At 44.8% G+C, this 25,025-nt stretch carries 29 protein-coding genes and 5 tRNA genes; 30 read left to right on the top strand and 4 right to left on the bottom strand.

What is annotated here, in order from left to right; translation table 11 throughout:
- Positions 1-101: 101 nt before the first annotated feature.
- The 5 genes from argC to argH all read left to right on the top strand — a co-directional run bounded on the left by argC (position 102) and on the right by argH (position 6,033).
- Positions 102-1,112, top strand: a complete 1,011-nt coding sequence (argC, locus tag Q4549_RS08985) for an N-acetyl-gamma-glutamyl-phosphate reductase (protein WP_303553837.1) — start codon at positions 102-104, stop codon at positions 1,110-1,112.
- Positions 1,113-1,121: 9 nt separating this feature from the next.
- Positions 1,122-1,898, top strand: a complete 777-nt coding sequence (gene argB / locus Q4549_RS08980) for an acetylglutamate kinase (RefSeq protein ID WP_137674383.1) — start codon at positions 1,122-1,124, stop codon at positions 1,896-1,898.
- 9 nt (positions 1,899-1,907) lie between these two features.
- Positions 1,908-2,822 (top strand): ornithine carbamoyltransferase, encoded by a 915-nt coding sequence (locus Q4549_RS08975; protein ID WP_303511787.1) that lies wholly within the window; start codon positions 1,908-1,910, stop codon positions 2,820-2,822.
- A 43-nt stretch (positions 2,823-2,865) separates the two neighbouring features.
- Positions 2,866-4,071: an argininosuccinate synthase gene (locus Q4549_RS08970; protein ID WP_303553836.1), complete on the top strand. Its 1,206-nt coding sequence runs from the start codon at positions 2,866-2,868 to the stop codon at positions 4,069-4,071.
- 84 nt (positions 4,072-4,155) lie between these two features.
- A complete protein-coding gene (argH, locus tag Q4549_RS08965) occupies positions 4,156-6,033 on the top strand; it encodes an argininosuccinate lyase (protein ID WP_303553835.1) in 1,878 nt (625 codons plus the stop codon).
- 45 nt (positions 6,034-6,078) lie between these two features.
- Here the strand turns inward: argH and Q4549_RS08960 are convergent, their stop codons facing one another.
- The 4 genes from Q4549_RS08960 to Q4549_RS08945 all read right to left on the bottom strand — a co-directional run bounded on the left by Q4549_RS08960 (position 6,079) and on the right by Q4549_RS08945 (position 9,819).
- The gene (locus tag Q4549_RS08960; RefSeq protein WP_303553834.1) at positions 6,079-6,984 is read right to left on the bottom strand and encodes an endonuclease/exonuclease/phosphatase family protein; all 906 of its coding nucleotides are present in this window, start codon (positions 6,982-6,984) and stop codon (positions 6,079-6,081) included.
- A 10-nt stretch (positions 6,985-6,994) separates the two neighbouring features.
- Complete coding sequence (locus Q4549_RS08955; protein WP_303553833.1) at positions 6,995-7,363, bottom strand: MmcQ/YjbR family DNA-binding protein; 369 nt, start codon at positions 7,361-7,363, stop codon at positions 6,995-6,997.
- Between the two features lie 70 nt (positions 7,364-7,433).
- Entirely contained in the window at positions 7,434-7,931 is a 498-nt protein-coding gene (locus Q4549_RS08950) for a response regulator (RefSeq protein WP_303553832.1), read from the bottom strand.
- 19 nt (positions 7,932-7,950) lie between these two features.
- Positions 7,951-9,819 carry an ATP-binding protein gene (locus tag Q4549_RS08945; RefSeq protein ID WP_303553831.1) on the bottom strand — a complete coding sequence of 623 codons (1,869 nt, stop codon included), beginning with the start codon at positions 9,817-9,819 and terminating at the stop codon, positions 7,951-7,953.
- Positions 9,820-10,174: 355 nt separating this feature from the next.
- Here Q4549_RS08945 and rpsJ point away from each other — a divergent pair, with 355 nt between their 5' ends.
- The 25 genes from rpsJ (at position 10,175) to rplA (ending at position 24,833) form a co-directional block, all read left to right on the top strand.
- Positions 10,175-10,486: a 30S ribosomal protein S10 gene (gene rpsJ, locus Q4549_RS08940; protein WP_137674375.1), complete on the top strand. Its 312-nt coding sequence runs from the start codon at positions 10,175-10,177 to the stop codon at positions 10,484-10,486.
- 31 nt (positions 10,487-10,517) lie between these two features.
- Entirely contained in the window at positions 10,518-11,153 is a 636-nt protein-coding gene (gene rplC / locus Q4549_RS08935) for a 50S ribosomal protein L3 (RefSeq protein WP_137674374.1), read from the top strand.
- A gap of 15 nt (positions 11,154-11,168) precedes the next feature.
- Positions 11,169-11,774: a 50S ribosomal protein L4 gene (gene rplD, locus Q4549_RS08930; RefSeq protein WP_137674373.1), complete on the top strand. Its 606-nt coding sequence runs from the start codon at positions 11,169-11,171 to the stop codon at positions 11,772-11,774.
- A complete protein-coding gene (gene rplW, locus Q4549_RS08925) occupies positions 11,771-12,073 on the top strand; it encodes a 50S ribosomal protein L23 (RefSeq protein ID WP_137674372.1) in 303 nt (100 codons plus the stop codon). Before rplD ends, rplW begins: the two co-directional genes overlap by 4 nt.
- 15 nt (positions 12,074-12,088) lie before the next feature.
- Positions 12,089-12,919 carry a 50S ribosomal protein L2 gene (gene rplB, locus Q4549_RS08920; protein ID WP_137674371.1) on the top strand — a complete coding sequence of 277 codons (831 nt, stop codon included), beginning with the start codon at positions 12,089-12,091 and terminating at the stop codon, positions 12,917-12,919.
- Between the two features lie 11 nt (positions 12,920-12,930).
- Positions 12,931-13,209, top strand: a complete 279-nt coding sequence (gene rpsS / locus Q4549_RS08915) for a 30S ribosomal protein S19 (protein ID WP_137674370.1) — start codon at positions 12,931-12,933, stop codon at positions 13,207-13,209.
- Positions 13,210-13,220: 11 nt separating this feature from the next.
- On the top strand, positions 13,221-13,553 hold the full coding sequence (rplV, locus tag Q4549_RS08910; protein WP_016403499.1) for a 50S ribosomal protein L22: 333 nt from the start codon (positions 13,221-13,223) through the stop codon (positions 13,551-13,553).
- 10 nt (positions 13,554-13,563) lie between these two features.
- Positions 13,564-14,262: a 30S ribosomal protein S3 gene (gene rpsC, locus Q4549_RS08905; RefSeq protein ID WP_137674369.1), complete on the top strand. Its 699-nt coding sequence runs from the start codon at positions 13,564-13,566 to the stop codon at positions 14,260-14,262.
- A gap of 11 nt (positions 14,263-14,273) precedes the next feature.
- Positions 14,274-14,684: a 50S ribosomal protein L16 gene (gene rplP / locus Q4549_RS08900; RefSeq protein WP_137674368.1), complete on the top strand. Its 411-nt coding sequence runs from the start codon at positions 14,274-14,276 to the stop codon at positions 14,682-14,684.
- Positions 14,684-14,875, top strand: a complete 192-nt coding sequence (gene rpmC, locus Q4549_RS08895) for a 50S ribosomal protein L29 (RefSeq protein ID WP_137674367.1) — start codon at positions 14,684-14,686, stop codon at positions 14,873-14,875. The genes rplP and rpmC overlap by 1 nt, the downstream gene beginning before the upstream one ends.
- Positions 14,875-15,120, top strand: coding sequence for a 30S ribosomal protein S17 (rpsQ, locus tag Q4549_RS08890; RefSeq protein ID WP_137674366.1), 246 nt, complete (start codon positions 14,875-14,877; stop codon positions 15,118-15,120). Before rpmC ends, rpsQ begins: the two co-directional genes overlap by 1 nt.
- 207 nt (positions 15,121-15,327) lie before the next feature.
- Complete coding sequence (locus tag Q4549_RS08885; RefSeq protein WP_303553830.1) at positions 15,328-17,511, top strand: polysaccharide biosynthesis tyrosine autokinase; 2,184 nt, start codon at positions 15,328-15,330, stop codon at positions 17,509-17,511.
- Positions 17,512-17,580: 69 nt separating this feature from the next.
- Positions 17,581-18,537 carry a type I pantothenate kinase gene (coaA, locus tag Q4549_RS08880; protein WP_137674364.1) on the top strand — a complete coding sequence of 319 codons (957 nt, stop codon included), beginning with the start codon at positions 17,581-17,583 and terminating at the stop codon, positions 18,535-18,537.
- Positions 18,534-19,601 carry a UDP-N-acetylmuramate dehydrogenase gene (murB, locus tag Q4549_RS08875; protein WP_303553829.1) on the top strand — a complete coding sequence of 356 codons (1,068 nt, stop codon included), beginning with the start codon at positions 18,534-18,536 and terminating at the stop codon, positions 19,599-19,601. Before coaA ends, murB begins: the two co-directional genes overlap by 4 nt.
- Complete coding sequence (gene birA / locus Q4549_RS08870; RefSeq protein ID WP_303553828.1) at positions 19,588-20,550, top strand: bifunctional biotin--[acetyl-CoA-carboxylase] ligase/biotin operon repressor BirA; 963 nt, start codon at positions 19,588-19,590, stop codon at positions 20,548-20,550. Before murB ends, birA begins: the two co-directional genes overlap by 14 nt.
- 111 nt (positions 20,551-20,661) lie before the next feature.
- Positions 20,662-20,737, top strand: a tRNA-Thr gene (locus Q4549_RS08865).
- A 42-nt stretch (positions 20,738-20,779) separates the two neighbouring features.
- Positions 20,780-20,863 (top strand) — tRNA-Tyr (locus tag Q4549_RS08860).
- A 36-nt stretch (positions 20,864-20,899) separates the two neighbouring features.
- Positions 20,900-20,974 (top strand) — tRNA-Gly (locus Q4549_RS08855).
- A 4-nt stretch (positions 20,975-20,978) separates the two neighbouring features.
- Positions 20,979-21,054: transfer RNA gene (locus Q4549_RS08850), tRNA-Thr, on the top strand.
- Positions 21,055-21,148: 94 nt separating this feature from the next.
- On the top strand, positions 21,149-22,333 hold the full coding sequence (tuf, locus tag Q4549_RS08845) for an elongation factor Tu (protein ID WP_137674361.1): 1,185 nt from the start codon (positions 21,149-21,151) through the stop codon (positions 22,331-22,333).
- Between the two features lie 188 nt (positions 22,334-22,521).
- Positions 22,522-22,597, top strand: a tRNA-Trp gene (locus tag Q4549_RS08840).
- Positions 22,598-22,651: 54 nt separating this feature from the next.
- Complete coding sequence (gene secE / locus Q4549_RS08835) at positions 22,652-23,029, top strand: preprotein translocase subunit SecE (protein ID WP_137674360.1); 378 nt, start codon at positions 22,652-22,654, stop codon at positions 23,027-23,029.
- Positions 23,029-23,574: a transcription termination/antitermination protein NusG gene (nusG, locus tag Q4549_RS08830; protein WP_137674359.1), complete on the top strand. Its 546-nt coding sequence runs from the start codon at positions 23,029-23,031 to the stop codon at positions 23,572-23,574. The genes secE and nusG overlap by 1 nt, the downstream gene beginning before the upstream one ends.
- A 124-nt stretch (positions 23,575-23,698) precedes the next feature.
- Positions 23,699-24,127, top strand: a complete 429-nt coding sequence (gene rplK / locus Q4549_RS08825) for a 50S ribosomal protein L11 (RefSeq protein ID WP_137674358.1) — start codon at positions 23,699-23,701, stop codon at positions 24,125-24,127.
- A gap of 4 nt (positions 24,128-24,131) precedes the next feature.
- Positions 24,132-24,833, top strand: coding sequence for a 50S ribosomal protein L1 (gene rplA, locus Q4549_RS08820; RefSeq protein WP_137674357.1), 702 nt, complete (start codon positions 24,132-24,134; stop codon positions 24,831-24,833).
- Positions 24,834-25,025: the final 192 nt, after the last annotated feature.

The following is a 25,025-nucleotide window of genomic DNA, read 5'->3' as shown; positions in this document are numbered from 1 at the left end:
AAAAAATTGTGCTTAAAAAAGTGACTTTTTGTTTAATTGGTCAGTAAAATAGCCTCTTACAAAAAACACTATGCCATAAGATTTCAAGGGAACAAGAAACGATGTTAAAGGCTGCGATTGTTGGAGCAAGTGGGTACACCGGTGCAGAGTTAGCGGCTTATGTTAGTCGCCACTCTCAATTAACGCTTGCGGGTTTGTACGTATCAGAGCGTAGCTTAGACGCAGGCAAGGCATTGTCTGCCTTGCACGGTAAATTACGTGGCGTGGTAGATGCGCCAGTACAACCGTTAATTGTTGCTGATATTGCCAATACCTTTGCCGATGTTGACATTGTTTTACTGGCGACCGCACACGAGGTAAGTCACGATTTAGCCGAGGCGTTTTTGGCGGCCGGCTGTCAGGTGTTCGATTTGTCGGGTGCCTTTCGTGTTCAAAGTGCTGAGTTCTACGAAAAATTCTATGGTTTTACTCATCAATTTCCTGAGTTATTAGAAAAAGCCGTATACGGTTTAGCTGAATGGAACGCCGAGCAAATTAAGCAAACCGATTTAGTGGCTGTTGCGGGTTGTTACCCTACCGCCTCTCTTACTGCGCTTAAGCCTTTGGCCGAGGCAGGGCTGATTGATGAAAGCAGCAAAGCGATTATTAATGCCACCAGTGGGGTGAGTGGGGCTGGGCGTAAAGCATCTTTAACCAGCTCATTCTGCGAAGTTAGCTTAGCGCCTTACGGCGTATTTAATCATCGTCATCAGCCAGAAATTGCTGCGCACTTAGGTCATCCGGTTATTTTCACTCCTCATCTTGGTAACTTTAAGCGCGGTATTTTAGCCACCATTAACGTTTGCCTAAAAGCGGGTACTACCGAACAACAAGTTAATGAGGCTTATCAGCAAGCTTACGCCGGACAAAACATTGTGCGGGTGCTAGACGGAGAGTGGCCATCAATCGCTAAAGTTGAAAGCACGCCATTTATTGATTTAGCTTGGCAGCAACAAGGCGATGACTTAATTGTGGTATCGGCCGAAGACAACTTATTGAAAGGGGCCGCTAGCCAAGCCATTCAATGTTTAAACATTCGTAACGGCTTTGCCGTTAGTGAATCACTAGTTTAAGGGCTAATTATGAAACCATTAGTGATTAAATTAGGTGGCGCGGTATTGAATAATGCTCAAGCCTTGGATAACTTGTTTGCTGCGCTTCAGCAAGTTTCGCAACCTATTGTGCTGGTGCATGGCGGTGGCGTGGTGGTTGAAGACGTATTGGCTAAAACCGGCTTTGTATCAGAAAAGCTAGATGGTTTACGTATTACCCCAAAAGAACAAATTCCTTATGTGGTTGGCGCCCTTGCAGGTACCAGTAACAAATTGCTGTTAGCTCAAGCTTTAAAAGCAGGTTTATCGGCTGTGGGTTTATGTTTAAGTGACGCTGGCAGTTGCAAGGTTGTGCAAATGGATCCACGGTTGGGCCATGTAGGTGAAGCGTCACCAAGTAATCCTGCTTTGTTAAGCAGCTTAATCAGCTTAGGCCATGTGCCAGTGTTGAGTTCCATTGGTATTGGTGAAGACGGCGAGTTATATAATGTAAATGCTGACCAAGCGGCTTTAGCTGTGTGCAAACTATTACAAGGCCAATTGGTATTGTTGTCTGACGTTGCCGGCGTGCTTGACCAAAATAAGCAGCTGGTGGCTGAGTTAAATAGCCAATTAGCTGAGAAATTAATTGCCGACGGTGTGATTACCGATGGCATGACGGTAAAAGTGAATGCCGCTTTAGATGCTGCAGCATTTTTACAAACACCAGTAGCGCTAGCATCATGGAAAGATCCAGCGAAACTGGCCAGCTTGTTAGCTGGACAAACACACAATGGTGAGTCGGTAGGGACTCAGGTTACCGTTTAAGGAAAGAAGATGAGTGATTTTAAACACCTGCTGAGCTTGCAGGACTTAACTCAAGAGCAAATTTTAGGGCTATTGGAATTGGCCGCTAAGATTAAGAAAACACCAAAAGATTACGGCCAAACCTTGGCCGGGAAAAGTGTGGTAACCCTTTTCGAAAAACCCTCGTTACGTACTCGCGTCACCTTTGATATTGGCATTAACCGCTTAGGCGGCCATGCGGTATACCTAGATCAGCAAAACGGTGCCATGGGCGAGCGCGAAAGTGTAAAAGACTTCGCATCAAATATTACTCGTTGGGCCGACGCCATTGTTGCACGCGTGTTCTCGCACAAAACATTACAAACCCTGCGAGATAATTCGTCGGTGCCTATCATCAATTCCCTGTGTGATTTATACCATCCTTGCCAAGGGCTTGCCGATTTTCAAACCATTAGCGAGCAATACTCAGATTTAAGCAAAGTGAAGTTAGCTTATTTGGGTGAAGGTAATAACGTAACGCATTCGTTATTATTGGGCGGAGCCATTTTAGGTATGGAAGTCGCAGCTGTGTGCCCACTAGGCGCAAGCCCAGACGCACAAATCGTACAAAAGGCCAACGAGCTAGCTAAAATCCACGGTGGCAAAATTGTTGTTACCAACAATGTGGAAGACATTAAAGGCTACGATGTGGTTTACGGCGATACTTGGGTATCGATGGGCGACGACACGCCGTTGCAATCTGTAAAAGATAAGTACATGGCTTATCAGATTAACCAGAATTTGATGCAATCATGTGGCATTAACCACGTATTGCACTGCCAACCTGCTCACCGCGAGTTGGAAATTACTTCGGAAGTGATGGATGGCCCTCAATCGTTGATCTTTGATCAAGCTGAGAATCGCATGCATGCACAAAACGCCGTATTAGTGAGTTTATTAAGTTAGTGGCTATTCAGCTAAGAGCTGAGTTGAACAAGGAATTTTAAGAATGTCAGATATCAAAAAAGTTGTATTAGCATACTCAGGTGGTTTGGACACGTCGGCCATCATTCCGTGGTTAAAAGAAACCTACAACGATTGTGAAATTGTTGCCTTTTGTGCCGATGTGGGCCAAGGCGAAGAAGAGCTGGTTGGCCTTGAAGAAAAAGCCTTAGCATCAGGTGCTTCAGAGTGTTACATCGTTGACCTTAAAGAAGAGTTTGTAGCTGACTACATCTACCCAACTATCGCTACTGGTGCTGTTTATGAAGGTACTTACTTGTTAGGCACTTCAATGGCGCGTCCTATTATTGCTAAAGCGCAAGTAGAAGTAGCCCGTAAAGTGGGTGCCGATGCGGTATGTCATGGTTGTACTGGTAAAGGTAACGACCAAATTCGTTTCGAAAGCTGCTTTGCAGCCCTTGCTCCAGAGCTAAAAGTGATTGCACCTTGGCGTGAATGGGAAATGGAAAGCCGTGAAGATTTGCTCGATTACCTAGCAGAGCGCAAAATCGAAACCACCGCTTCAGCTACCAAAATCTATAGTCGTGACGCTAACGCGTGGCACATTTCGCACGAAGGTGGCGAGCTAGAAGACCCGTGGAACGAGCCAAGTAAAGGTGTGTGGACCTTAACGGTTGATCCTGTAGATGCGCCAAACGAGCCCGAATACGTAAACCTTAAAGTTGAAAATGGCCGTGTTGTTGCAGTAAACGATGAAGTATTAAGCCCTTACCAAGTCGTAATGAAGCTGAACGACATTGCTGCAGCTCATGGTGTTGGCCGTATCGACATTACCGAAAACCGCACCGTGGGTATGAAGTCTCGTGGTTGTTACGAAACGCCAGGCGGCACGGTAATTGTGGCTGCTTTACGTGCGATTGAAGAATTGGTTCTCGATAAAACCTCACGTGTATGGCGTGAGAAAGTGGGTCAAGAAATGGCACACTTGGTGTATGACGGTCGTTGGTTCACGCCTTTATGTACTTCACTAATCGCCGCTTCTGAAGCAATGGCTGCAGATGCAAACGGTGACGTAGTGATTAAGTTATACAAAGGCCAAGCGGTAGCGGTACAAAAACGCTCACCAAATAGCTTGTACTCAGAAGAGTTTGCCACTTTTGGTGAAGACCAAGTGTACGATCAAAAGCACGCTGAAGGCTTTATTCGTTTATACTCTCTAGCCAGCCGGATCCGTGCTTTAAATAGCAAATAAGATTGGCCGACGTATAAGCAGGAAATACACAGACCTCAGAGGCAATTTGCTCTGGGGTCTTTGCAATAATAAATGGAGAGTAAAATGGCATTGTGGGGTGGGCGTTTTAGCCAAGCTGCAGATACCAGATTTAAGCAGTTCAATGATTCGTTACGTTTTGATTATCGTTTAGCGGAGCAAGACATAACCGGATCAATTGCATGGTCGAAAGCATTGTTAAGTGTGGGCGTAATTACCGTCGACGAGCAACAGCGCTTGGAATCGGCCTTATTGGATTTGGGTAAACAAGTTGCTGAAAACCCGCAACAGATTTTGGGCAGTGATGCTGAAGATATTCACTCATGGGTAGAGATTCAACTTATCCAACGAGTGGGCGACTTAGGCAAAAAGCTTCACACAGGCCGTAGCCGTAATGACCAGGTTGCTACCGATTTAAAACTGTGGTGTAAAAGCCAAGGTGTTGAATTACTCGAGCACTTAGACAAGCTGCAACAAAAACTGGTTAAGTTTGCTCGCCAACAGCAAGACACTGTGCTGCCAGGTTACACTCACTTACAACGCGCTCAACCGGTTACTTTTTCTCACTGGGCGATGGCCTACGTAGAGATGTTTGAACGTGATTACTCTCGTTTGCAAGATGCCCTAAGCCGTTTAGATGTATCACCACTTGGTTGTGGCGCATTAGCCGGTACCGCCTACCCAATGGATCGCCAGCAAATTGCTAAAGATTTAGGCTTTCGCCGTGCTACGCGTAATAGCTTGGACTCAGTGTCTGATCGCGACCACGTGGTTGAGCTTATCTCTACAGCCTCTATTAGTATGATTCACCTAAGCCGCATGGCTGAAGATTTAATCTTTTATAACTCGGGTGAGTCGGCATTTTTAGATTTGTCAGACCAAGTGACCTCTGGCTCATCATTGATGCCACAAAAGAAAAACCCAGATGCACTAGAGCTTATCCGCGGTAAAACCGGCCGAGTATACGGTGCATTGTCGGGCATTATGATGACCCTTAAAGCATTGCCTTTGGCTTATAACAAAGACATGCAAGAAGACAAAGAAGGTTTGTTTGACGCGCTAGATACTTGGGGTGACTGCTTAGCTATGGCTGAGTTGGTGCTTGATGATATGGATGTGCATGAAGAAACCACCACTGAGGCCGCTAAAGGTGGTTACTCAAATGCGACAGAACTGGCCGATTACTTAGTGGCTAAAGGAATTCCTTTCCGCGAAGCGCACCACATTGTGGGCATTGCAGTGGTTAAAGCCATTGAGAAAGGCGTTCCGCTTGAAGACTTAAGCCTGGCTGAGTTTAAAGAGTTAGCGCCAGAGATTGAAGACGACGTTTATCCAAACTTGTCGCTCGAATCAACGCTAGCTAAACGCCAGGCTTTAGGCGGCGTAGCGCCAGAGCAAGTTGAACATGCCTTAACCGAAGCCGAAACTCGCTTGTCGAAACGTAACGTAAAAGGTTTATACGTTCGCTCTGCTCGAATGACCGACTTAGATACCATTGAAACTATGGTGAACTACTGGGCGCAAGCGGGAGAAAACTTACCGCGACCACGTCCTGAATTAGTACAGGCCGTTGGAGATTTCACGGTAAGTGAGCAAGCTGGCAAGGTGACTGGGTGTGCATCGCTATACTTGTACGATACCGGTCTAGCAGAGATTCGTTCATTAGGCGTTAACCCTGGCTCACAGCGTGCTGGTCAAGGCCGAGCCATGGTGCAACACTTAATGAAGAAAGCCAAGAAGATGGAAATTGAGAAGGTATTTGTACTGACTCGTGTTCCAGAATTCTTCATGAAGCTTGGCTTTAGCCCTACCTCTAAAAACATGCTGCCTGAAAAGGTAATGAAGGATTGTGATATTTGTCCTCGTCAGCATGCTTGTGATGAAGTGGCGTTAGAATTTATTCTGGATAACAACACCCTTATTCATAAGCAAAATGTTGCTTAGTTAAGTGTTTCAACTGGTCATTAAGCCTCGTTTAACGAGGCTTTTTTATTGGCTGGAATTTAGTGTTTCACTCAGCTTTATCAGGCTAATTACTGGGCGATGATCACTAAGGGTATTTGGACCCAGCTCATAGTTAATAAATTGAAGGTCTTTACTGATAAATATCCAATCTAAGCGTTTGTTTTTATAGCTGGCAAGTTGAGAGCTTTGCGGTTGATAAACACGATAGCGGCTGTTGTTTTCAAACTGGCTAACTACGCCTTCATCTTTTTCCCACTCACTATTAAAGTCACCCATTATAATGGCGCTACCTTCATGCTGGTTAAAACGCTCTCTTAGTTCCGCCATCTGTTGGCGCCTTTTGCTAGCGCGAGAAAAATCTAAGTGCAGTGATACTACATCCACGCTTTGCGTAGCAGTAATGTGTATTTTGGCTGCGGTAAAACCCTTAGTAGTGGTAGGGGGCGTTGGCATAAAGTGATAAGCATAAGCTTCGCTTATTGGGTATTTAGATAAAATGGCAGTACCGTAATTGGCCAGTTTGCCGGTGCTATGTAAGCTGTGTGCGTACCACGAATATCCGGCGTGCTGAGCGATATATTCAACATGGTTGAAAGAACCTGACCAAGCAGATGAGGCATCGGCTTCTTGCAGAGCAACTACATCAATGTTTTGCTGTTTTAAGTAGGCCGCAATATCTAGCAAGTTTTGCCGAGTAGTTGTACTACTTACTAGCAGTTGGTTTAAGGCATTTTTTCGGCCGTGGGCAAGGTTAATACTTGCAACTCTAAGTTGTGGAAGCGGCGTTGTTACTACGTTTGAGTGAGGCCAATAATCTACGTTTAAAGGCACCGCTTGAGAGTTTTCTGTGAGGGCGTTGTTGGCACAGCCACTTAGCATCAAACCTAATAAAAGTAGAGTAAGTAAACGAACAGTGCTGGTGGTGCGCAATGCACTGTTCCTAAGTGTTTTCTTGGGCTGCAAGGAGTTCATTTTGGGCTTTTTTGCTCATGCCTTTAACCACTAACTCGAAAGAATTATCGATTAAGCGAAACGCTTCGTTTTCTGCATCGCTGCCATCAAAATGAATAGTGAGCCAATGACGTTTGCTCATGTGGTAGCCGCGAGTAATCGCGGGATAGATATCGATAAGCGCATCTATTTGCTCAGGCTGGCATTTCAGGTTCATATTCATCTCGCCCTCTTTCCAGCTCACTAGCGCAAACATTTTACTACGAACCTTAAACACTGGTACGTCAGGCGCGAAGGGCAAATCCTGAGTTACCTCTGGTTTCGCCATTAAATAATCTTTTAGTTGCTGATATTCCATATCATTGTGCTTCAGTTGATTTGCTTATGCTCAATAGTAGCCAGAAAATACAACTATGCGAATACTGGTATCAGTTACCGATATCCATACGATGCTGTGACACATGGCTAAATATTCGCTCGCCGTCTAACACTTGAGCAAAAGGCATGGGGTTGCTGCAATGTTCAAGCACATAATCGGTGAGCTTCTCTTTAACAATGCTTAATAGCTGGTCTTCTGACCAAGGTTTGGCGAGGTAATAATTGAGTCCACCGCGATTAATGGCCTCAATGGTATCGTGCAGGCCAGCTTGCCCAGTGAGCAAAATTTTCTTCGCTGCTTCGCTATTGTCGGCGTGATTAAGATCGATAAGAAAATCGATGCCGAGTTCGTCGGGCATGATGTGATCGGCAAGAATTAGGGCGAGTTGACCACCTTGCGCTTCAAAGTCTTTTATCACTTCGCGGGCTTCAGCTACGCTCTCGGCACCGTCGATGGTAAAAGGTGGGCTTAAAGAGGCGATATCGTGCAGTACACTGTCGAGCACTTCGCGTTCATCATCAACACATAAAATCAATAATTGTTCCATGGTGCGGCTCCTTAAAGTCCTAGGTCTGATTCAATGGTAAGGTAATTATGAAACGGGTAAATTGTCCTAGCTCAGATTCCACTTCGATTCTGCCTAAATGTTGTGCAACTATTTGTTGGCACACCGTTAAACCTATTCCCAAGCCGAAGTTACTTTCGCGCTTGGTGGTGAAATTAAGTTGGAATATCTTTTCTATAATCTCTGGTTTGATGCCGGGGCCATTATCTTCAATACAAATGGAGATATAGCTGGGTGAGGCTTCGATATATTGGCTGCTTACGCTGAGTTTTCCATGAGTCCCCATTGCGTCAAGAGCGTTGGCAATAAGATTTGTCCATACTTGCTGCAACGCGATAGGGTGGCAGCGGTAAACCGGTAATAGGCCGTAACTACACTCAACCTCGAAGCCACGTAAACGATTCTCTAAAATCACAAGGGTTTCTGCTATGCCTTCGTTCAAGTCGGCCAGTACTGGTTGCTCAGGATCGCGACCCGCATAGTGCTTTAAGCCTTTTACCAGTTCAGCTATTCGTGAAGCGCAAACTTGAATATTGCGAAGGAAGTTACCAATTTGATGGTAACTCGCCAGCGTTGCGATTAACTGAGTATTATCTACTGTGTCGCTGCACTCCAAATATTGTTGGCGCAAGCTGGGGCCGTCTAGGCCTATAGTTACTGCTTTTCTTGCAGTAATGGCATCACCAAAAAGTTCTGTCGAGTTTTTGCTGCGCTGGCGTATCTCGCTGGTGGACATAGGTTTTAAGGTAAACGCTGCCTTGAGCAATTCATGGCCAAGTTGCTGTTGTGGATGGGTTAACTCATTGTTTAATACGGTGGGTAATTGCTTGGCGATGGTGTCGCTACCGCGAATGATTGCGGCCACAGGGTTGTTTAACTCATGGGCAATGCCGGAAATAAGCTGGCCAAGCACTGCCATTTTCTCTTTTTCTATAAGCTGTTCGTGAGCGGAATCTAGAGAATTAAGGGTACTCTGCAAGGTAAGTTTGGTATGAATGCTCTTTTGCAAACGTCGGTTAAAATGGCGCAATAGCAGGTTAGTAAATAGAGGCAGCAACTGACTGCTCGAATCGAGTACTTTAGCAAAGGTTGCCCGGTCGAGTTTGATCACGTCGGTTCGCTGCGTGGTTACCGCACTGGTAAAACCAAGCTCACCGGTAACAAAAGACATGCCTCCTACCAATGAACCAGCTTGCATGCGGGCTACTTCGAGTATGTGTTGACCCTGTTGCTTCTTAAGCACCACTTCGCCTTTAGCGATAAACCATAAGAAGCGATTGGCTTTGCCTTCTTGTGTTAATACGTGATTTGCGCTGTAAGTACGACAAAGGTGGTCTTCATCATTGTCTTGGAAAAAACCATACAGTGCTGAAATCACTTTATCTGAAAGCTGTTGATCGCTTAAGGCGGTATAGTCAAAGAAGTTAGCCCTAATCTGTGCAACTTGTGCTGCTAGCTGTTTTTCTAACCAGCGTTGTTGAGCGGTTTGCTGTTGGTGAATAGGCCATTTGTTGTGAATTAGCTGCGTGATTTGGCTGTTACTGCTGTTAGGGGGGATTATCGCATCTGGGCTAAACTGATTTATCCAATGGAACACTTGCTCGGCGTTGGGCATTTGTTGAGTATGATGCAACACCAGCTTAAGGTTTTCGTAAACGGGTTGCTGTAATAAGGCCTGTAAGGCTAAGGCATTTTTCGGCTGGGATAGTCGCTCTGTATCAATCACAATCAGTGCTACATGGTGAAGTTGCAACTGCGAGTTATCGGGTACGTCTTCACAGCACCAGTATCGCCAAGGGGCATCCGCTTGCTCAAGTATCGTTGACCAAGGCTGCTGGCTTATGATTAACAGGCTGTGGTGCTGAGTCATGGCAATCCAAGTTAACGCTTGTTGTTGAATATTATAGACTTACAAAGGCTAAGGTTTTGCGAGCTATCTAACGCTTGGTGAGACTTCTTTTGCTGCAGGTGATTACCTATTGAACAATTATTTTGGTTTAACTTGTTTTTTAACCTCGCTTGAGTATAATACGCCAGCTCACTAATTTAGTGGGTTGAGTTGTTTAGGCAATTCATTTAGTTAGCTTGGTTTAAGCTAACTACTAACAGTGTTTCCGATTTGGAAGCAAACGTTACTCGTCGCATGCACTACCATCCCCAAATTTTGGATAAGGATGTCGTTGGTGTGTGTTAGGTTCTTTAATTTTTTATTTGGAGCTCTGTCAATGCAGAACCAAAGAATTCGAATCCGCTTGAAAGCATTTGATCACCGTCTGATCGATCAATCTACTGCGGAAATCGTAGAAACTGCCAAACGCACTGGCGCTCAGGTTCGTGGTCCTATTCCACTGCCTACTCGTAAAGAGCGTTACACCATTCTGGTATCTCCGCACGTTAATAAAGACGCGCGTGATCAGTATGAAATTCGCACCCACAAGCGTCTAGTAGACATCGTTGAGCCAACTGATAAAACAGTTGACGCTTTGATGCGCCTTGACCTTGCTGCTGGTGTAGATGTGCAAATCAGCTTGGGCTAAGCCTGAGTCTGACTAATAAGAGGTTTTTACAATGATTGGTCTAATCGGTCGTAAAGTTGGAATGACTCGCATCTTCACTGAAGATGGCGCATCTATTCCAGTTACTGTAATCGAATGTGAGCCAAACCGCGTTACTCGTGTTATCACTGAGGACAGCGACGGTTACCGTGCTCTACAAGTGACCACCGGCGCTAAAAAAGCAAGTCGTGTTAGCAAACCAGAAGCGGGTCAATTCGCTAAAGCTGGTGTTGACGCGGGTCGCGGCCTGTGGGAATTCCGTCTAGCAGACGGTGAAGGTGAAGAAGTTAACGTAGCTGATGAGCTAAAAGTTGACTTGTTCAATGAAGTTAAAAAAGTAGACGTTACTGGTACTTCTAAAGGTAAAGGTTTCCAAGGCGGTGTTAAACGCTGGAACTTCGCTACCCAAGATTTTACTCACGGTAACTCTTTGAGCCACCGTGCTCCTGGTTCTATTGGTCAAAACCAAAGCCCAGGTAAAGTATTCAAGGGCAAGAAGATGGCCGGACATATGGGTGCAGAGCGTGTAACTACGCAAAACCTAGATGTTGTACGTGTTGATGTTGAACGTAACCTAATTTTGGTTAAAGGTGCCGTACCAGGCGCTACCAATGGTAACGTGATCATTAAACCTGCTGTTAAAGCGTAACGCTAGGAGATAGTAATGGAATTGGTATTGAAAGACGCGCAAAGCGCTCTTGAAGTTTCCGAAACTACCTTCGGACGTGACTTTAACGAAGCGTTGATTCACCAGGTAGTAACTGCATACGCTGCAGGTGCTCGCCAGGGGTCACGCGCTCAGAAAACACGTTCTGAAGTATCAGGTGGTGGTAAGAAGCCATGGCGTCAGAAAGGTACAGGCCGAGCACGTGCCGGTACAATTCGTAGCCCAATTTGGCGTAGCGGCGGGGTAACCTTTGCAGCTAAGCCACAAGATCACAGCCAAAAAGTTAACAAGAAAATGTACCGCGGCGCAATCCGCAGCATCTTGTCTGAACTTGTTCGTCAAGAACGTTTGATTGTGGTTGAGAAATTCAGCGTTGAAGCGCCAAAAACTAAAGAATTAGTTGCTAAGTTGAAAGACTTCGATTTGAACGATGTATTAATCGTTACGCCTGAAGTTGATGAAAACTTATTCTTGGCCGCACGTAACCTCTACAAAGTAGACGTTCGTGATGTAGCTGGTATTGATCCAGTTAGCTTGATTGCTTTTGATAAAGTGTTGATAACTGCTGATGCAGTGAAACAAATTGAGGAGTGGTTAGCATGATCAGCGAAGAACGTTTGTTGAAAGTACTAGTAGCTCCACATATCTCTGAAAAGAGCACTATGTCTGCTGAAGCCGATAACACTATCGTATTCAAAGTTGTTTCTACAGCAACTAAAGCAGAAATCAAAGCTGCAGTTGAAAAACTATTCGAAGTTGAAGTGACTGGCGTTACTACCTTGAACCAAAAAGGTAAAACTAAACGTCACGGAGCTCGTTTCGGTCGCCGTAACGACGTGAAGAAAGCGTATGTAACCTTAGCTGAAGGTTCAGACATCGACTTCACCGGTGCCGCAGAGTAATAGGAGTATTCTTAAATGGCTATTGTAAAATGTAAGCCTACATCTGCTGGTCGTCGCCACGTTGTTAAAGTGGTTAATACTGACCTGCACAAAGGCAAGCCTTACGCTCCTTTGTTGGAAAGTAAGTCGAAATCTGGTGGTCGTAACAACCGCGGTGTAATTACCGTGCGTCATATTGGTGGTGGTCATAAGCAACACTACCGTATGATTGACTTCAAACGAAATGATAAAGATGGCATTCCTGCGAAAGTAGAACGTCTTGAATATGATCCAAACCGCAGTGCTCACATTGCTTTGGTATTATTTGCAGACGGTGAACGCCGTTACATTTTGGCACCAAAAGGTGTTAAAGCAGGCGCAGCTATTGCTTCTGGTGTTGATGCACCAATCGAAGCAGGTAACTGTTTGCCAATGCGTAACATGCCAGTAGGTTCTACTGTTCACGCGATTGAAATGAAGCCTGGTAAGGGTGCCCAAATGGCACGTTCTGCTGGTGCTTACGCTCAGATCGTTGCGCGTGATGGTGCATACGTAACTCTACGTCTACGTAGTGGTGAAATGCGTAAGATATTATCTGATTGTCGCGCTACATTAGGCGAAGTAGGTAATGGCGAGCATATGCTACGTAAACTTGGTAAAGCTGGTGCAACGCGCTGGCGTGGTGTTCGTCCTACCGTTCGCGGTGTGGTAATGAACCCAGTTGATCACCCACATGGTGGTGGTGAAGGTCGTACATCTGGTGGCCGTCATCCAGTTACTCCTTGGGGTGTTCCAACCAAAGGTTACAAAACTCGTAAAAACAAGAGTACGGATCAATATATCGTACGCCGTCGTTCTAAGAAATAAGGGGAATCGCCATGCCACGTTCTCTCAAGAAGGGTCCATTCATTGACCTACACTTGTTGAAGAAGGTAGAGAAAGCGGTGGAAAGCGGGGACAAGAAACCATTGAAAACTTGGTCTCGTCGCTCAATGATCATTCCACAAATGATCGGTTTGACCATCGCTGTCCATAATGGTCGTCAGCACGTTCCAGTATTTGTTACCGATGAAATGATCGGTCATAAACTGGGTGAATTTGCGCCAACTCGTACTTATCGCGGCCATGTCGCAGATAAGAAAGCGAAGAAGAAGTAGGAGTATAAATTATGGAAGCTTTAGCTAAACATCGTTTTGCTCGTGGTTCTGCGCAGAAAGCTCGCCTGGTTGCAGATCAAGTACGTGGTCTACCAGTAGAAAAAGCACTTGTTACGTTGCAATTCAGCAGCAAAAAAGCAGCAGGACTTGTTAAGAAAGTTCTAGAATCTGCTATTGCTAACGCTGAGCACAACGAAGGTGCTGATATTGATGAGTTGAAAATTACCAAAATCTTCGTTGATGATGGTCCAACTCTAAAGCGTATTCGTCCTCGTGCTAAAGGCCGAGCCGACCGTATTATCAAGCGTACCAGCCACATCACTGTGGTTGTATCTGATAACTAGGAGATAAGCAATGGGTCAGAAAGTACATCCTAATGGTATTCGCCTAGGTATCGTAAAACCATGGAATTCAACCTGGTATGCCGATAAAGGTGAATACGCAGACAACCTTTTCAGTGACCACAAAGTACGTCAGTTCTTAACTAAAGAATTGAAAAGTGCTTCTGTGTCTCGCATTACAATTGAACGTCCTGCTAAAAGCATTCGTGTGACTATTCACACTGCTCGCCCAGGTGTTGTAATTGGTAAGAAAGGTGAAGATGTTGAGAAACTTCGCAAGAACGTAGCTAAATTAGCTGGCGTACCTGCGCAAATCAATATCTCAGAAGTTCGTAAGCCTGAGTTAGACGCGAAATTAGTAGCAGACTCTATCTCTAGCCAACTAGAACGTCGTGTTATGTTCCGTCGCGCTATGAAGCGTGCCGTGCAAAATGCAATGCGTCTAGGCGCTAAAGGTATCAAGGTTCAAGTTAGTGGTCGTTTAGGCGGAGCAGAAATTGCTCGTGCTGAATGGTACCGTGAAGGCCGTGTACCTCTACACACTTTACGTGCTGACATCGATTACTCAACTTCAGAAGCGTTGACTACTTACGGTATCATCGGCGTTAAAGTTTGGATCTTTAAAGGCGAAGTTCTTGGCGGTATGCCATTGGCTGTAGCTCCTGAAGCTCCTTCTAAGCCGAAGCGCGGCAACAAGCGCAACGCTAAATAGGAGAATCGGGAATGTTACAACCAAAACGTACTAAATTCCGTAAGCAGCACACTGGTCGTAACCGTGGTTTAGGCAAAGGACAAGATGTGTCTTTTGGCGACTTCGGTCTTAAAGCGACTGGCCGTGGCCGTCTTACTGCTCGTCAGATCGAAGCAGCACGTCGTGCGATGACTCGTCACATTAAACGTCAAGGTAAAATCTGGATCCGTGTATTCCCAGACAAACCTATTACTCAGAAGCCTCTTGAGGTTCGTATGGGTAAAGGTAAAGGTAATGTGGAATATTGGGTAGCCCAAATTCAGCCAGGCAAAGTCCTGTATGAAATGGACGGTGTATCAGAAGAACTTGCTCGTGAAGCGTTTGAACTAGCTTCTCGCAAGTTGCCTATTAGCACTACTTTTGTAACGCGGACGGTAATGTAATGAAAGCTAACGAACTTAAAGATAAAAGTGTTGAAGAGCTTAAAGCTGAGCTACTAAACCTGCTTCGTGAGCAATTCAACTTGCGTATGCAAGCAAGTACTGGTCAATTAGCCCAATCTCACTTGCTTAAAAACGTACGTCGCGACATCGCGCGTGTGAAAACAATTCTGAATCAGAAGGCAGGTGCGTAATGAGCGATATCCGTACATTGCAAGGCAAAGTAATTAGCGACAAAATGGACAAGTCTATTGTTGTTGCTATTGAGCGTCAGGTTAAACACCCTATTTACGGTAAATACACCAAACGCACTACTAAGCTACATGCACATGATGAAGCTAACGTTGCCGCTGAAGGCGATGTAGTAACTATCAAAGAATGTGCTCCAATTTCTAAGACTAAGTCTTGGACTTTGGTAGACGTAGTAGTTAAAGCCTAAGCTTTAAAAACGAATGAAAAGGCTCCTGTTTAGGGGCCTTTTTTCTATAATTAGCTTACAAATACTAATGTTATTAGTTGATTTTGTAGCACAATTACTCAATTTCCCCCTCAATTTCTATATTTCCCAATTGCATGTCCTGGCATGAGCTGGCAGTATCATTTAGTTATATGAGTTTTAGATCTAATGGAGCAGTCGTTTAGGTTCATGGAAGAGCAGAAGCCGTCACAGTCTAGGGAAGGAAAAGAAGTCGATTTACGACAGCTTTTTGTTACCTTGTGGCAAGCAAAATTAAACATAATCCTTGTAGTGATGGTGACATTACTGCTGAGTATGCTTTATGTAAAAGCACTGCCTTCTTTGTATCAAGCCTCCTCAAAATTGATGATAGGTTACAGCCAAGCAAAAATGGTGGCTGTAGAAGATGTCTATAATTTTGACACTCAAGCAGAGTCTTACTTTAATACTGAAATGGAGATTTTACGTTCAGAACGTATTGCTCTAGCAGTGATTAACAAGCTCGATTTGCAGCACCACCCCGAATTTTTGCGTGCCCCAATCGCACCTTGGCGATACTGGTGGCAAGTGGTTACTCTTGGCTACAGCAGTCAATTTAGCCCTTCTGCCACCCCAAGCGAGGCGCGGCTACTTAGGGTATTTAAACAACGCCTTTCGGTAACCCCTCTTCCTAAAAGTCGTTTGGTTGAAATTGGTTTTAGAAGTTGGGACCGGTTATTGGCGCAGCAAGTATCGATTGCTGTTGCCGAGGCCTATATTGAATACCATCGCAGCTCTAGTGAAGCCGCCACCGACCAAACTATTGGCTGGTTATTGCAAGAACTGAATCGCTTAAAAACGGCATTGCAAAGCTCTGAAGTTGAATTGCAGCTTTACAGAGAAGAAGAAAATTTGGTAGACCAAGAAGGTATTCTTGGACTTATTGGTAAAGAACTACAACAGCTTACTACCCAACAATTAGAATCCCAGCGTTTGAAAAGTGAAGCCAGTGCCTTATGGTCCATCGTCAAACGCGCTTCAAGAGGGGATTTGGATAAACTTACTTCTTTGAGCGAAATTCAACGCGACCCAATGGTGCAGAATATTAAGCGTCGACGTATTGAGCTAGAGCTTGAACAAGCTGATCTCGCAAAGCGTTATGGACCTAAACACCCTAAAAGAGTGTCGCTGTCTGGAGAAATAGCTCGAGTAGAGTTAGAGCTTCGCAGCCAAACCAATTTTATCATTTCAGGTATTGAGAAAAGCTATCAATCGGCGGTTGCTCGCGAAGCCGCTTTGGCTGAGTCTTTACGTTTAGCTAAAGTTAAGTATCAAGACCTTAGTCGAAAAACTACCCGTTTTAATCAGTTAACTCGAGAAATAGACAGTAATACCCGTTTATACAATACTTTCTTAGAGAAGTTCAAAGAAGCGGAAGCTGCCGAGGGCTTCAATCGTGGTTATGCTCAGTTAGTCGATAGTGCTCGTTTGCCCGAGTCAGCCATTAAGCCGAAGAAAGCGATTATTGTTATTTTGGCGGGAATGTTAGCGGGCATACTTAGTGTTGTGTTTGTATTATTGAAACAAGCGATGTCGAGAACTTTCGCAACGGTAGAAGAGCTTGAAACAGCAATGAGCGTAGAAGTGATTGCTGAAGTACCTAAAGTGAAAGTACGTAGTAATAAGTGGTTACGGCAAGGTGTGCACCCTTGGTTGGGTGAGCCTTTGCGTTCTTTGAGGGCACGCTTACAAATGCGCCCAAATCGCGGGCAAGTGGTATTGTTCACATCTGCTTTAGAGGGCGAAGGTAAAACTAGTTTAACTATTCAAACTGCAGCAGCTTGTAGTGACGTTGAAAAAGTACTGCTAATTGATGCCGACTTACGCCGCGCATCGGTTTCTACTTACTTAAATTACCCTTTAACACAGCCGGGTTTAACTCACCTGTTATCTCGGACTCATACGGTATCCCAGTGTATTTATCGTGATAACCAACTCGGCTTTGATGTGCTTACGGCCGGTCTTATCGACCGCCATTCTACTTCCCTCTTAGCCTCTAAGAAATTCAAGCTCTTGCTTAAAGGTTTGCGCCAGCATTATGACCGTATCGTGATTGAAACAGGTCCTTTGATGCAAGTAACTGATGCCGTAATGGTTGCACCTGTAGTCGACGCCACGTTGATGGTGGTACAAGCTGAACGGACAGACGGAAAATCGATAGAAAGCGCATTAAACAAGTTGTCTCGTATGGACATCGAGATTGCTGGCGTTGTGTTTAACAAGGTTGCGCGTAATCGTCGAGCCTATGATTACGACTTACCGTCAGTGCATCTTGTAGAGCGCAGCCCTAAAGTCGTTCCTATTCACGAAGATAAGTTTCGTCAGCATGGCTAATTCCTGCCGGAAGGTGGAGAGTTAAACAGTTTTGGTATATGGTTGTGCCGCACTATATAGGAAGGGCCCATGCCAGCAACACAAAGCACCACGCAGCATGCATTTAGTTACTTAGATTTTGAACGCGAAGCTTGGTCAACACTCCGAAAATCTGTACCACTCACCTTAACTGAAGATGATCTAGAGAGCATTCGTGGGATTAACGAAGCTCTATCATTGCAGCAAGTGTGCGACATTTATTTACCCCTCTCAAGATTACTTAATCTTTATGTGAAAGCACGACAAGACCGTCGTGAAGTGCTGGCCAATTTCTTAGGCAGCAATAAGCATGTTCCATACATTATTGGTGTTTCGGGCAGTGTTGCAGGCGGCAAAAGTACCACGTCGAGAATCTTGCAAGCGCTATTACAACGTTGGCCAGAACATCCTAAAGTAGACATTGTTACTACCGACGGCTTTTTGTACCCCAATGAAGAGCTTGAAGCTCGTGGTTTGATGCAACGAAAGGGTTTTCCAGAAAGTTATGACCAAAAGGGACTTGTTGAGTTTGTGTCAGCACTGAAAGCAGGCGAAGCGAAAGTGTCTGGCCCGATATATTCACACCTTTCGTACAACATTGTTAAAGACAAGCAAGTTGTGGTTGAACAACCCGATATTGTTATTTTGGAAGGTTTGAATGTATTGCAGTCTTCTGGGGATTACCCCAAGCAACAGGCGAGGCAAGTATTTGTCTCTGATTACTTAGATTTCTCAATTTTTGTGGATGCTAAACCAGATCTTTTAGAAACGTGGTACGTTGAGCGTTTTCAAAAGTTTAGGGCGAGTGCTTTTACCAATCCCAATAACTATTTCCACCATTATGCCGGCTTAGACGAACAACAAGCTGACCAAGTGGCTAAACAAATTTGGTCGAGCATTAACCAAGTTAACTTGATGGAAAACATTCTGCCTACTCGAGAGCGTGCCGATCTCATTTTAGAGAAAGGACAAAACCACGAAGTTAGCCGAGTTCGCCTACGAAAATGACCTTACCTTTTCCACTTCTAGAAAACGTGTGTTTACGCCGTTATAACAGCTTTGGTCTTAACGCCAACGCACGTTACTTATTTGAATTGAATAATGCGAAAGACCTACCACAGCTGTTTACTTGGATAAACCAACAACAGTTACCATGGATAACTATAGGTAGCGGTTCAAACTTATTATTACTCGAAGATTTTAAAGGGGTGGTGATCGTAAACCAACTCCAAGGCATAGAGGTTGAGGAGCAAGCGCAGCACTTCAACATTAGTGTTGCTGCTGGTGAGGACTGGCATGAGTTTGTAAAGTGGACGGTTGATCATGGATACTACGGGCTAGAGAATCTCGCCCTCATACCTGGCACCTTAGGGGCTTCTCCAGTACAAAACATTGGTGCTTACGGACTGGAACTGGCTGACGTATGCAGCGAGGTAGAGTTTTTTCACTTAGAGACTCAATCATTGAAGCGCTTGAATAGTGAACAATGTGAATTCAATTACCGAGACAGTATCTTTAAGCAAAGCCTAAAGGGAAAGGTTGTGATTACTAATATTACCCTTTGCTTAGCTAAACAGTGGTCAGCTAAGCTTAGCTATAGTGGTCTTAATCAGTTGCCCGATACAGCCAGTGCTATACAAGTCTTTGATAAAGTCTGCGAGCTTCGCAATAGCAAGCTACCCGATCCACGTAAGCTAGGAAATGCCGGAAGTTTCTTTAAAAACCCGATAATCAGTCCTCAGCGCCTAGAAGAATTGTTGACGCGGTTCCCAGCTCTTCCTCATTATTCAACTACAACGAGTGATGTTAAGGTTGCAGCAGGTTGGTTAATTGACCAATTAGGACTAAAAGGGCATCGCATTGGCGATGCAGCAGTACATCAAGAACAAGCCTTGGTATTGGTGAATATTCAGCTAGCATCTGCCAATAATGTCCTCGACTTATGTCGGCATATTAGGCAACAGGTTTGGCTGCAGTTCAGTATTTTGCTGGAACCTGAAGTGCGCTTTATTGGAGAGCTTGGAGAGGTTCAACCTGATAGCGTGTTAGGGTTGCCCAATGGGAGAGAATAAACCTTATAAGCTTATTCAAGCATTGGCTAGCGGGCAGTTTCGTTCGGGGGAGCAACTCGCTCAATTGCTTGGGGTCTCACGCACTACTGTTGCAAGCTATATCAACAAGTATACCCAGCTAGGTTTAGATATTTATAAAGTGAAAGGTAAAGGCTACCGGCTTGCCGCTCCTATATCTTTGCTCGACTTAGAGCGGTTAACCTTAACGTTACCAGATAATTCGCCGGTGGTGATCGAACAAGTGGATTCAACCAACGCATGGTTGATGAAAAACCTCAATCAACTTCCTCATGGGCAGGTTGTTCTCGCTGAATTTCAAAGTGCTGGCCGAGGCCGTCGTGGCCGCGCTTGGCAAACACCTTATGCTGGCCAGCTTTGCATGTCGCTGTTGTGGCGTTTACAAGATGGCATTGAAGCGGCAATGGGTTTGAGCCTTGCTGTTGGTCTTGCTGTGGTGGAAGCCCTTGAACAAGCGGGTTATTCCAACCTTGGGCTAAAATGGCCTAATGATATCTACCTCGATGGTAAAAAGCTGGGCGGCGTATTAATAGAACTGCAAGGCCATGCAAATAGTGAAGTTAGTTTAGTTGTAGGCGTTGGCGTGAATGTGCGGGTCGACGAAGAAAGAGCTAAGCACATTGATCAGCTATTTACCCAATTAGAAAATGATCCGAATCAAATACTTGATCGCAGCCAACTGGCCTGTTTAATTGTTCAATCCTTAAATCAAATGTACGCAGTGTTTCGTGAGCAAGGTTTTTCGGCTCTGCAAGAACGCTGGAACTACTATGATGTATTTAAGAACCAGCCAGTGAGCCTTCGTTTTTCTGAAGACAAAGTGCTGCTGGGACTTGCTAAAGGCGTAGACCAGCAGGGACAACTGATACTAGAAACTGACGCAGGCGAGCAAGTGTATATGGCGGGTGAAGTATCGCTACGTGGCCAATAATTGAGCCTGCTGGCTGATTTTTGCGCGTTCAATGCTTTCCTTAGGTTTTTTTTCCATTTGCTTGTTGCATTTAATAAATGCATTACATAGAATGCGCAGCACTTAAGCGATGCCGATTTAGCTCAGTTGGTAGAGCAACTGACTTGTAATCAGTAGGTCGCCAGTTCGACTCCGGCAATCGGCACCATCTCTTAAGTGTAAGGCTTCATCTAGTTTTAGGTGACAGTGTGGGGGGGTTCCCGAGTGGCCAAAGGGAGCAGATTGTAAATCTGCCGCGAAAGCTTCGATGGTTCGAATCCGTCCCCCCCCACCATTATTTTGGTAGTAGGTCGTCTTCCAAAGGTTTGATGCGGGCATCGTATAATGGCTATTACCTCAGCCTTCCAAGCTGATGATGCGGGTTCGATTCCCGCTGCCCGCTCCACGTTGCTGATATAGCTCAGTTGGTAGAGCGCACCCTTGGTAAGGGTGAGGTCGGCAGTTCGAATCTGCCTATCAGCACCACATTCCTTTAAATTCTCCCTATTACTCTTTACCGTTTGGTAAACGCAAACCAATGGTGCTTTTGTGCCAATAACCTTTATCCAGAGGGACTATTATGTCTAAAGAAAAATTTGAACGTAATAAACCGCATGTAAACGTTGGTACAATTGGCCACGTAGACCACGGTAAAACTACACTAACAGCCGCTATTACTAACGTACTTGCAAAAGTATACGGTGGTGAAGCTAAAGATTTCGCAGCAATCGATAACGCTCCAGAAGAGCGCGAGCGTGGTATTACGATTTCTACTTCACACGTAGAGTACGATACTCCAAGTCGTCACTACGCACACGTAGACTGTCCTGGACACGCCGATTACGTTAAAAACATGATCACTGGTGCTGCACAAATGGACGGAGCTATCTTAGTAGTAGCTTCTACAGATGGCCCAATGCCACAAACACGTGAGCACATCCTGCTTTCACGTCAGGTTGGTGTACCTTACATCATCGTATTCATGAACAAATGTGACATGGTAGATGACGAAGAATTACTAGAATTAGTAGAAATGGAAGTTCGTGAACTTCTATCTGAATACGAATTCCCAGGTGATGACATTCCAGTAATCCAAGGTTCAGCGCTTAAAGCCCTAGAAGGCGAAGAAGCATGGGAAGCTAAGATTGTAGAGCTTGCAGAAGCGCTAGATACTTACATTCCTGAGCCAGAGCGTGACATCGACAAGCCGTTCCTACTACCAATTGAAGATGTATTCTCAATTTCTGGTCGTGGTACAGTTGTTACTGGTCGTGTTGAGCGTGGTATCGTTAAAGTTTCAGAAGAAATTGAAATTGTTGGCGTAAAAGAAACCACCAAAACAACTTGTACTGGTGTTGAAATGTTCCGCAAGCTTCTTGACGAAGGTCGTGCTGGTGAGAACTGTGGTATTTTGTTACGTGGTACTAAGCGTGATGACGTACAACGTGGTCAAGTACTTGCAGCACCTGGCTCAATTACTCCACACACCAAGTTCGAAGCTGAAGTATACGTACTAAGCAAAGACGAAGGTGGCCGTCATACTCCTTTCTTCAAAGGTTACCGTCCACAGTTCTACTTCCGTACAACTGACGTAACAGGCGCTGTAGAGCTTCCTGAAGGTGTTGAAATGGTAATGCCTGGCGACAACTTGAAGTTTGTTGTAGAGCTAATCTGCCCAATCGCGATGGACGAAGGTTTACGCTTCGCAATCCGTGAGGGTGGCCGTACAGTAGGTGCGGGTGTTGTAGCTAAAATCTTCGAATAAGAAGACTTAGTGCAATAGAAGAAAAGGTCGCTTAGGCGGCCTTTTTTGTTTTTAGCCGATAGAAATTAACGGCACATTGCTTGTTGATGAAAATGCAGCGGTTTTATTGCCAATTGAGTCGCGTTTTTTCGACATTCAAGGGTTACAATCTTGAAACAAAGTGCCTATAATGTCGGGCTTCGTGCTATAGGGGTGTAGTTCCAATGGCAGAACGTCGGATTCCAAATCCGAATGTTGGGAGTTCGAATCTCTCCACCCCTGCCACTATCCCTTGATAAAGGGATTTATGATTTTGTGGGATTATTTGTAGGTTGTTTGATGAGTACCAGTACTGAAAACCAAAGTGGGTCGTTAGATGGCCTAAAATGGGCATTAGCTGCTCTAATTTTAATCGCCGCTGTAGTAGGTAACTACCTATATACAGATATGTCGGTATTAGTGCGTGTTCTAGGTGTTGTTATTGCCTTGATCGCTGCATTAGGCATTGCTTCGCAAACCGCTAAAGGCAAGCAAGCCTTCGAATTTGCTAAAGAATCGCGTATGGAAGTGCGTAAGGTTATCTGGCCTACTCGTCAAGAAGCCATTCAAACTACCATGATTGTATTAGCTGCTACTGCATTCATGTCGCTAATTTTATGGGGACTAGACGCTATCTTGGTTCGTTTAGTTGCCTTTGTAACAGGGGTGAGTATCTAATGACTGAAGAGCGCAAATTACGTTGGTATGTGGTTCAAGCCTTTTCCGGCTACGAAGCTCGTGTATCTAAATCTCTTAAAGAATATATTCAAATCCATTCTATGGAAGAGTCTTTCGGTGAGATCTTAGTACCAACTGAAGAAGTGGTAGAAATGCGCGCCGGTCAGAAACGTAAGAGTGAACGCAAGTTCTTCCCTGGTTACGTTTTGGTTCAAATGGATCTAAACGACGAAAGCTGGCACTTAGTGAAAAGTGTGCCTCGTGTTTTAGGTTTTATTGGCGGAACGGCAGAACGTCCAGCGCCAATTTCTGATAAAGAAGCAAAAGCTATCCTTGATCGCCTAGACGAAACGAGTGATAAGCCAAGACCAAAAACATTGTTCGAACCAGGCGAAGTGGTTCGAGTTACCGACGGTCCTTTCGCCGACTTCAACGGTACTATCGAAGAAGTGGATTACGAGAAAAGCCGCGTAAAAGTATCAGTGTTGATTTTCGGACGTGCTACGCCAGTAGAGTTAGAGTTCGGACAAATCGAGAAAGGCTGATAAAAAATAAACAATCAGTTGTTTTTAGGGCAGGGGATCGACTATAATCCGCTGCCCTTTGTTCTATCGGGAAGCTAATCGCATTTGCGAAAGGCGTTTGAACCCACAATAAGGTAAATTTAAAATGGCTAAAAAAGTCCAAGCTTATATTAAGCTTCAAGTTGCTGCGGGTGCCGCAAACCCGTCACCACCAGTTGGTCCTGCTCTAGGTCAACATGGTGTAAACATCATGGAATTCTGTAAAGCATTTAACGCTAAAACAGATTCAATTGAAAAAGGCGCGCCAGTTCCAGTAGTAATTACTGTTTATTCTGACCGTTCTTTCACTTTTGAAACCAAAACTCCACCTGCTTCTTTCTTATTGAAAAAAGCGGCTGGCATTAAATCTGGTTCTGGTGTTCCAAACAAGAATAAAGTTGGCACGGTTACTCGCGCTCAACTAGAAGAGATTGCAAACGCTAAAGCAGTTGATATGACTGGTGCAGACGTAGACGCAATGTGTCGTTCAATTGAAGGTTCTGCCCGTTCTATGGGCTTGGTTGTAGAGGGCTAATACGATGGCAAAACTTTCGAAGCGCATGCGTGCGATCAACGAAAAAGTTGATTCAACAAAAGAATACTCAATTAACGAAGCTGTAACTCTACTTAAAGAATTAGCATCTGCTAAATTCCTTGAGAGCGTTGACGCTGCCGTTAACCTAGGCGTAGATCCTCGTAAATCAGACCAAAACGTACGTGGCGCAACTGTGCTACCTCACGGTACTGGTCGTAACGTTCGCGTTGCAGTATTTACTCAAGGTGCAAACGCTGAAGCCGCTACAGAAGCCGGTGCTGACATTGTTGGTATGGACGACTTAGCTGCTCAAGTTAAAGCTGGTGAGATGGACTTTGACGTAGTAATTGCTTCTCCAGATGCAATGCGCGTTGTAGGTCAACTAGGTCAAATCCTAGGTCCACGTGGTTTAATGCCTAACCCTAAAGTGGGTACAGTTACACCTAATGTAGCTGATGCAGTTAAACTAGCTAAAGCGGGTCAGATTCGCTACCGCAACGACAAAAACGGCATTATCCATACTACTATTGGTAAAGCTGATTTTGACGCTGACAAGCTTAAAGAAAACTTAGAGTCGTTGGTTGTAGCTCTTAAGAAAGCTAAACCTGCTCAATCTAAAGGTCAATTCATCAAGAAAGTTAGCTTGTCTACCACTATGGGTGCAGGCTTGTCTATTGATGTAAATACTTTAGATACTCAAGCGTAATTATTTACAACGCGTGAAATTTATACTAAAATTTCGCGCTTTGTAATTATGGGTAAGGGCTTAGGCCCTCATCCAAGACCGTAGGTGCTTAATCGCTTAATTCCCTACGTAGATGGTGAGGAAACCCAAGAATAAATTTTTATTCTGGAACACCAAACCGTAACGGCCTCTAAAGCTTAATGATTTAGAGGG

The sequence above is a fragment of the Agarivorans sp. 2_MG-2023 genome, from assembly GCF_030548085.1.
In the GTDB taxonomy this organism is placed as follows: Bacteria; Pseudomonadota; Gammaproteobacteria; order Enterobacterales; family Celerinatantimonadaceae; genus Agarivorans.
The sequence above is the reverse complement of the archived record's forward strand: the minus strand, read 5'-3'. Positions and strand labels throughout refer to the sequence as shown.

Excerpts from the sequence above, each read along its gene's own strand:
- argC (WP_303553837.1), top strand. The coding sequence starts at position 102 with ATGTTAAAGGCTGCGATTGTTGGAGCAAGTGGGTACACCGGTGCAGAG.
- argB (WP_137674383.1), top strand. The coding sequence starts at position 1,122 with ATGAAACCATTAGTGATTAAATTAGGTGGCGCGGTATTGAATAATGCT.
- Q4549_RS08975 (WP_303511787.1), top strand. The coding sequence starts at position 1,908 with ATGAGTGATTTTAAACACCTGCTGAGCTTGCAGGACTTAACTCAAGAG.
- Q4549_RS08970 (WP_303553836.1), top strand. The coding sequence starts at position 2,866 with ATGTCAGATATCAAAAAAGTTGTATTAGCATACTCAGGTGGTTTGGAC.
- argH (WP_303553835.1), top strand. The coding sequence starts at position 4,156 with ATGGCATTGTGGGGTGGGCGTTTTAGCCAAGCTGCAGATACCAGATTT.
- Q4549_RS08955 (WP_303553833.1), bottom strand. The coding sequence starts at position 7,363 with ATGGAATATCAGCAACTAAAAGATTATTTAATGGCGAAACCAGAGGTA.
- Q4549_RS08950 (WP_303553832.1), bottom strand. The coding sequence starts at position 7,931 with ATGGAACAATTATTGATTTTATGTGTTGATGATGAACGCGAAGTGCTC.
- Q4549_RS08945 (WP_303553831.1), bottom strand. The coding sequence starts at position 9,819 with ATGACTCAGCACCACAGCCTGTTAATCATAAGCCAGCAGCCTTGGTCA.
- rpsJ (WP_137674375.1), top strand. The coding sequence starts at position 10,175 with ATGCAGAACCAAAGAATTCGAATCCGCTTGAAAGCATTTGATCACCGT.
- rplC (WP_137674374.1), top strand. The coding sequence starts at position 10,518 with ATGATTGGTCTAATCGGTCGTAAAGTTGGAATGACTCGCATCTTCACT.
- rplD (WP_137674373.1), top strand. The coding sequence starts at position 11,169 with ATGGAATTGGTATTGAAAGACGCGCAAAGCGCTCTTGAAGTTTCCGAA.
- rplW (WP_137674372.1), top strand. The coding sequence starts at position 11,771 with ATGATCAGCGAAGAACGTTTGTTGAAAGTACTAGTAGCTCCACATATC.
- rplB (WP_137674371.1), top strand. The coding sequence starts at position 12,089 with ATGGCTATTGTAAAATGTAAGCCTACATCTGCTGGTCGTCGCCACGTT.
- rpsS (WP_137674370.1), top strand. The coding sequence starts at position 12,931 with ATGCCACGTTCTCTCAAGAAGGGTCCATTCATTGACCTACACTTGTTG.
- rplV (WP_016403499.1), top strand. The coding sequence starts at position 13,221 with ATGGAAGCTTTAGCTAAACATCGTTTTGCTCGTGGTTCTGCGCAGAAA.
- rpsC (WP_137674369.1), top strand. The coding sequence starts at position 13,564 with ATGGGTCAGAAAGTACATCCTAATGGTATTCGCCTAGGTATCGTAAAA.
- rplP (WP_137674368.1), top strand. The coding sequence starts at position 14,274 with ATGTTACAACCAAAACGTACTAAATTCCGTAAGCAGCACACTGGTCGT.
- rpmC (WP_137674367.1), top strand. The coding sequence starts at position 14,684 with ATGAAAGCTAACGAACTTAAAGATAAAAGTGTTGAAGAGCTTAAAGCT.
- rpsQ (WP_137674366.1), top strand. The coding sequence starts at position 14,875 with ATGAGCGATATCCGTACATTGCAAGGCAAAGTAATTAGCGACAAAATG.
- Q4549_RS08885 (WP_303553830.1), top strand. The coding sequence starts at position 15,328 with ATGGAAGAGCAGAAGCCGTCACAGTCTAGGGAAGGAAAAGAAGTCGAT.
- coaA (WP_137674364.1), top strand. The coding sequence starts at position 17,581 with ATGCCAGCAACACAAAGCACCACGCAGCATGCATTTAGTTACTTAGAT.
- murB (WP_303553829.1), top strand. The coding sequence starts at position 18,534 with ATGACCTTACCTTTTCCACTTCTAGAAAACGTGTGTTTACGCCGTTAT.
- birA (WP_303553828.1), top strand. The coding sequence starts at position 19,588 with ATGGGAGAGAATAAACCTTATAAGCTTATTCAAGCATTGGCTAGCGGG.
- tuf (WP_137674361.1), top strand. The coding sequence starts at position 21,149 with ATGTCTAAAGAAAAATTTGAACGTAATAAACCGCATGTAAACGTTGGT.
- secE (WP_137674360.1), top strand. The coding sequence starts at position 22,652 with ATGAGTACCAGTACTGAAAACCAAAGTGGGTCGTTAGATGGCCTAAAA.
- nusG (WP_137674359.1), top strand. The coding sequence starts at position 23,029 with ATGACTGAAGAGCGCAAATTACGTTGGTATGTGGTTCAAGCCTTTTCC.
- rplK (WP_137674358.1), top strand. The coding sequence starts at position 23,699 with ATGGCTAAAAAAGTCCAAGCTTATATTAAGCTTCAAGTTGCTGCGGGT.
- rplA (WP_137674357.1), top strand. The coding sequence starts at position 24,132 with ATGGCAAAACTTTCGAAGCGCATGCGTGCGATCAACGAAAAAGTTGAT.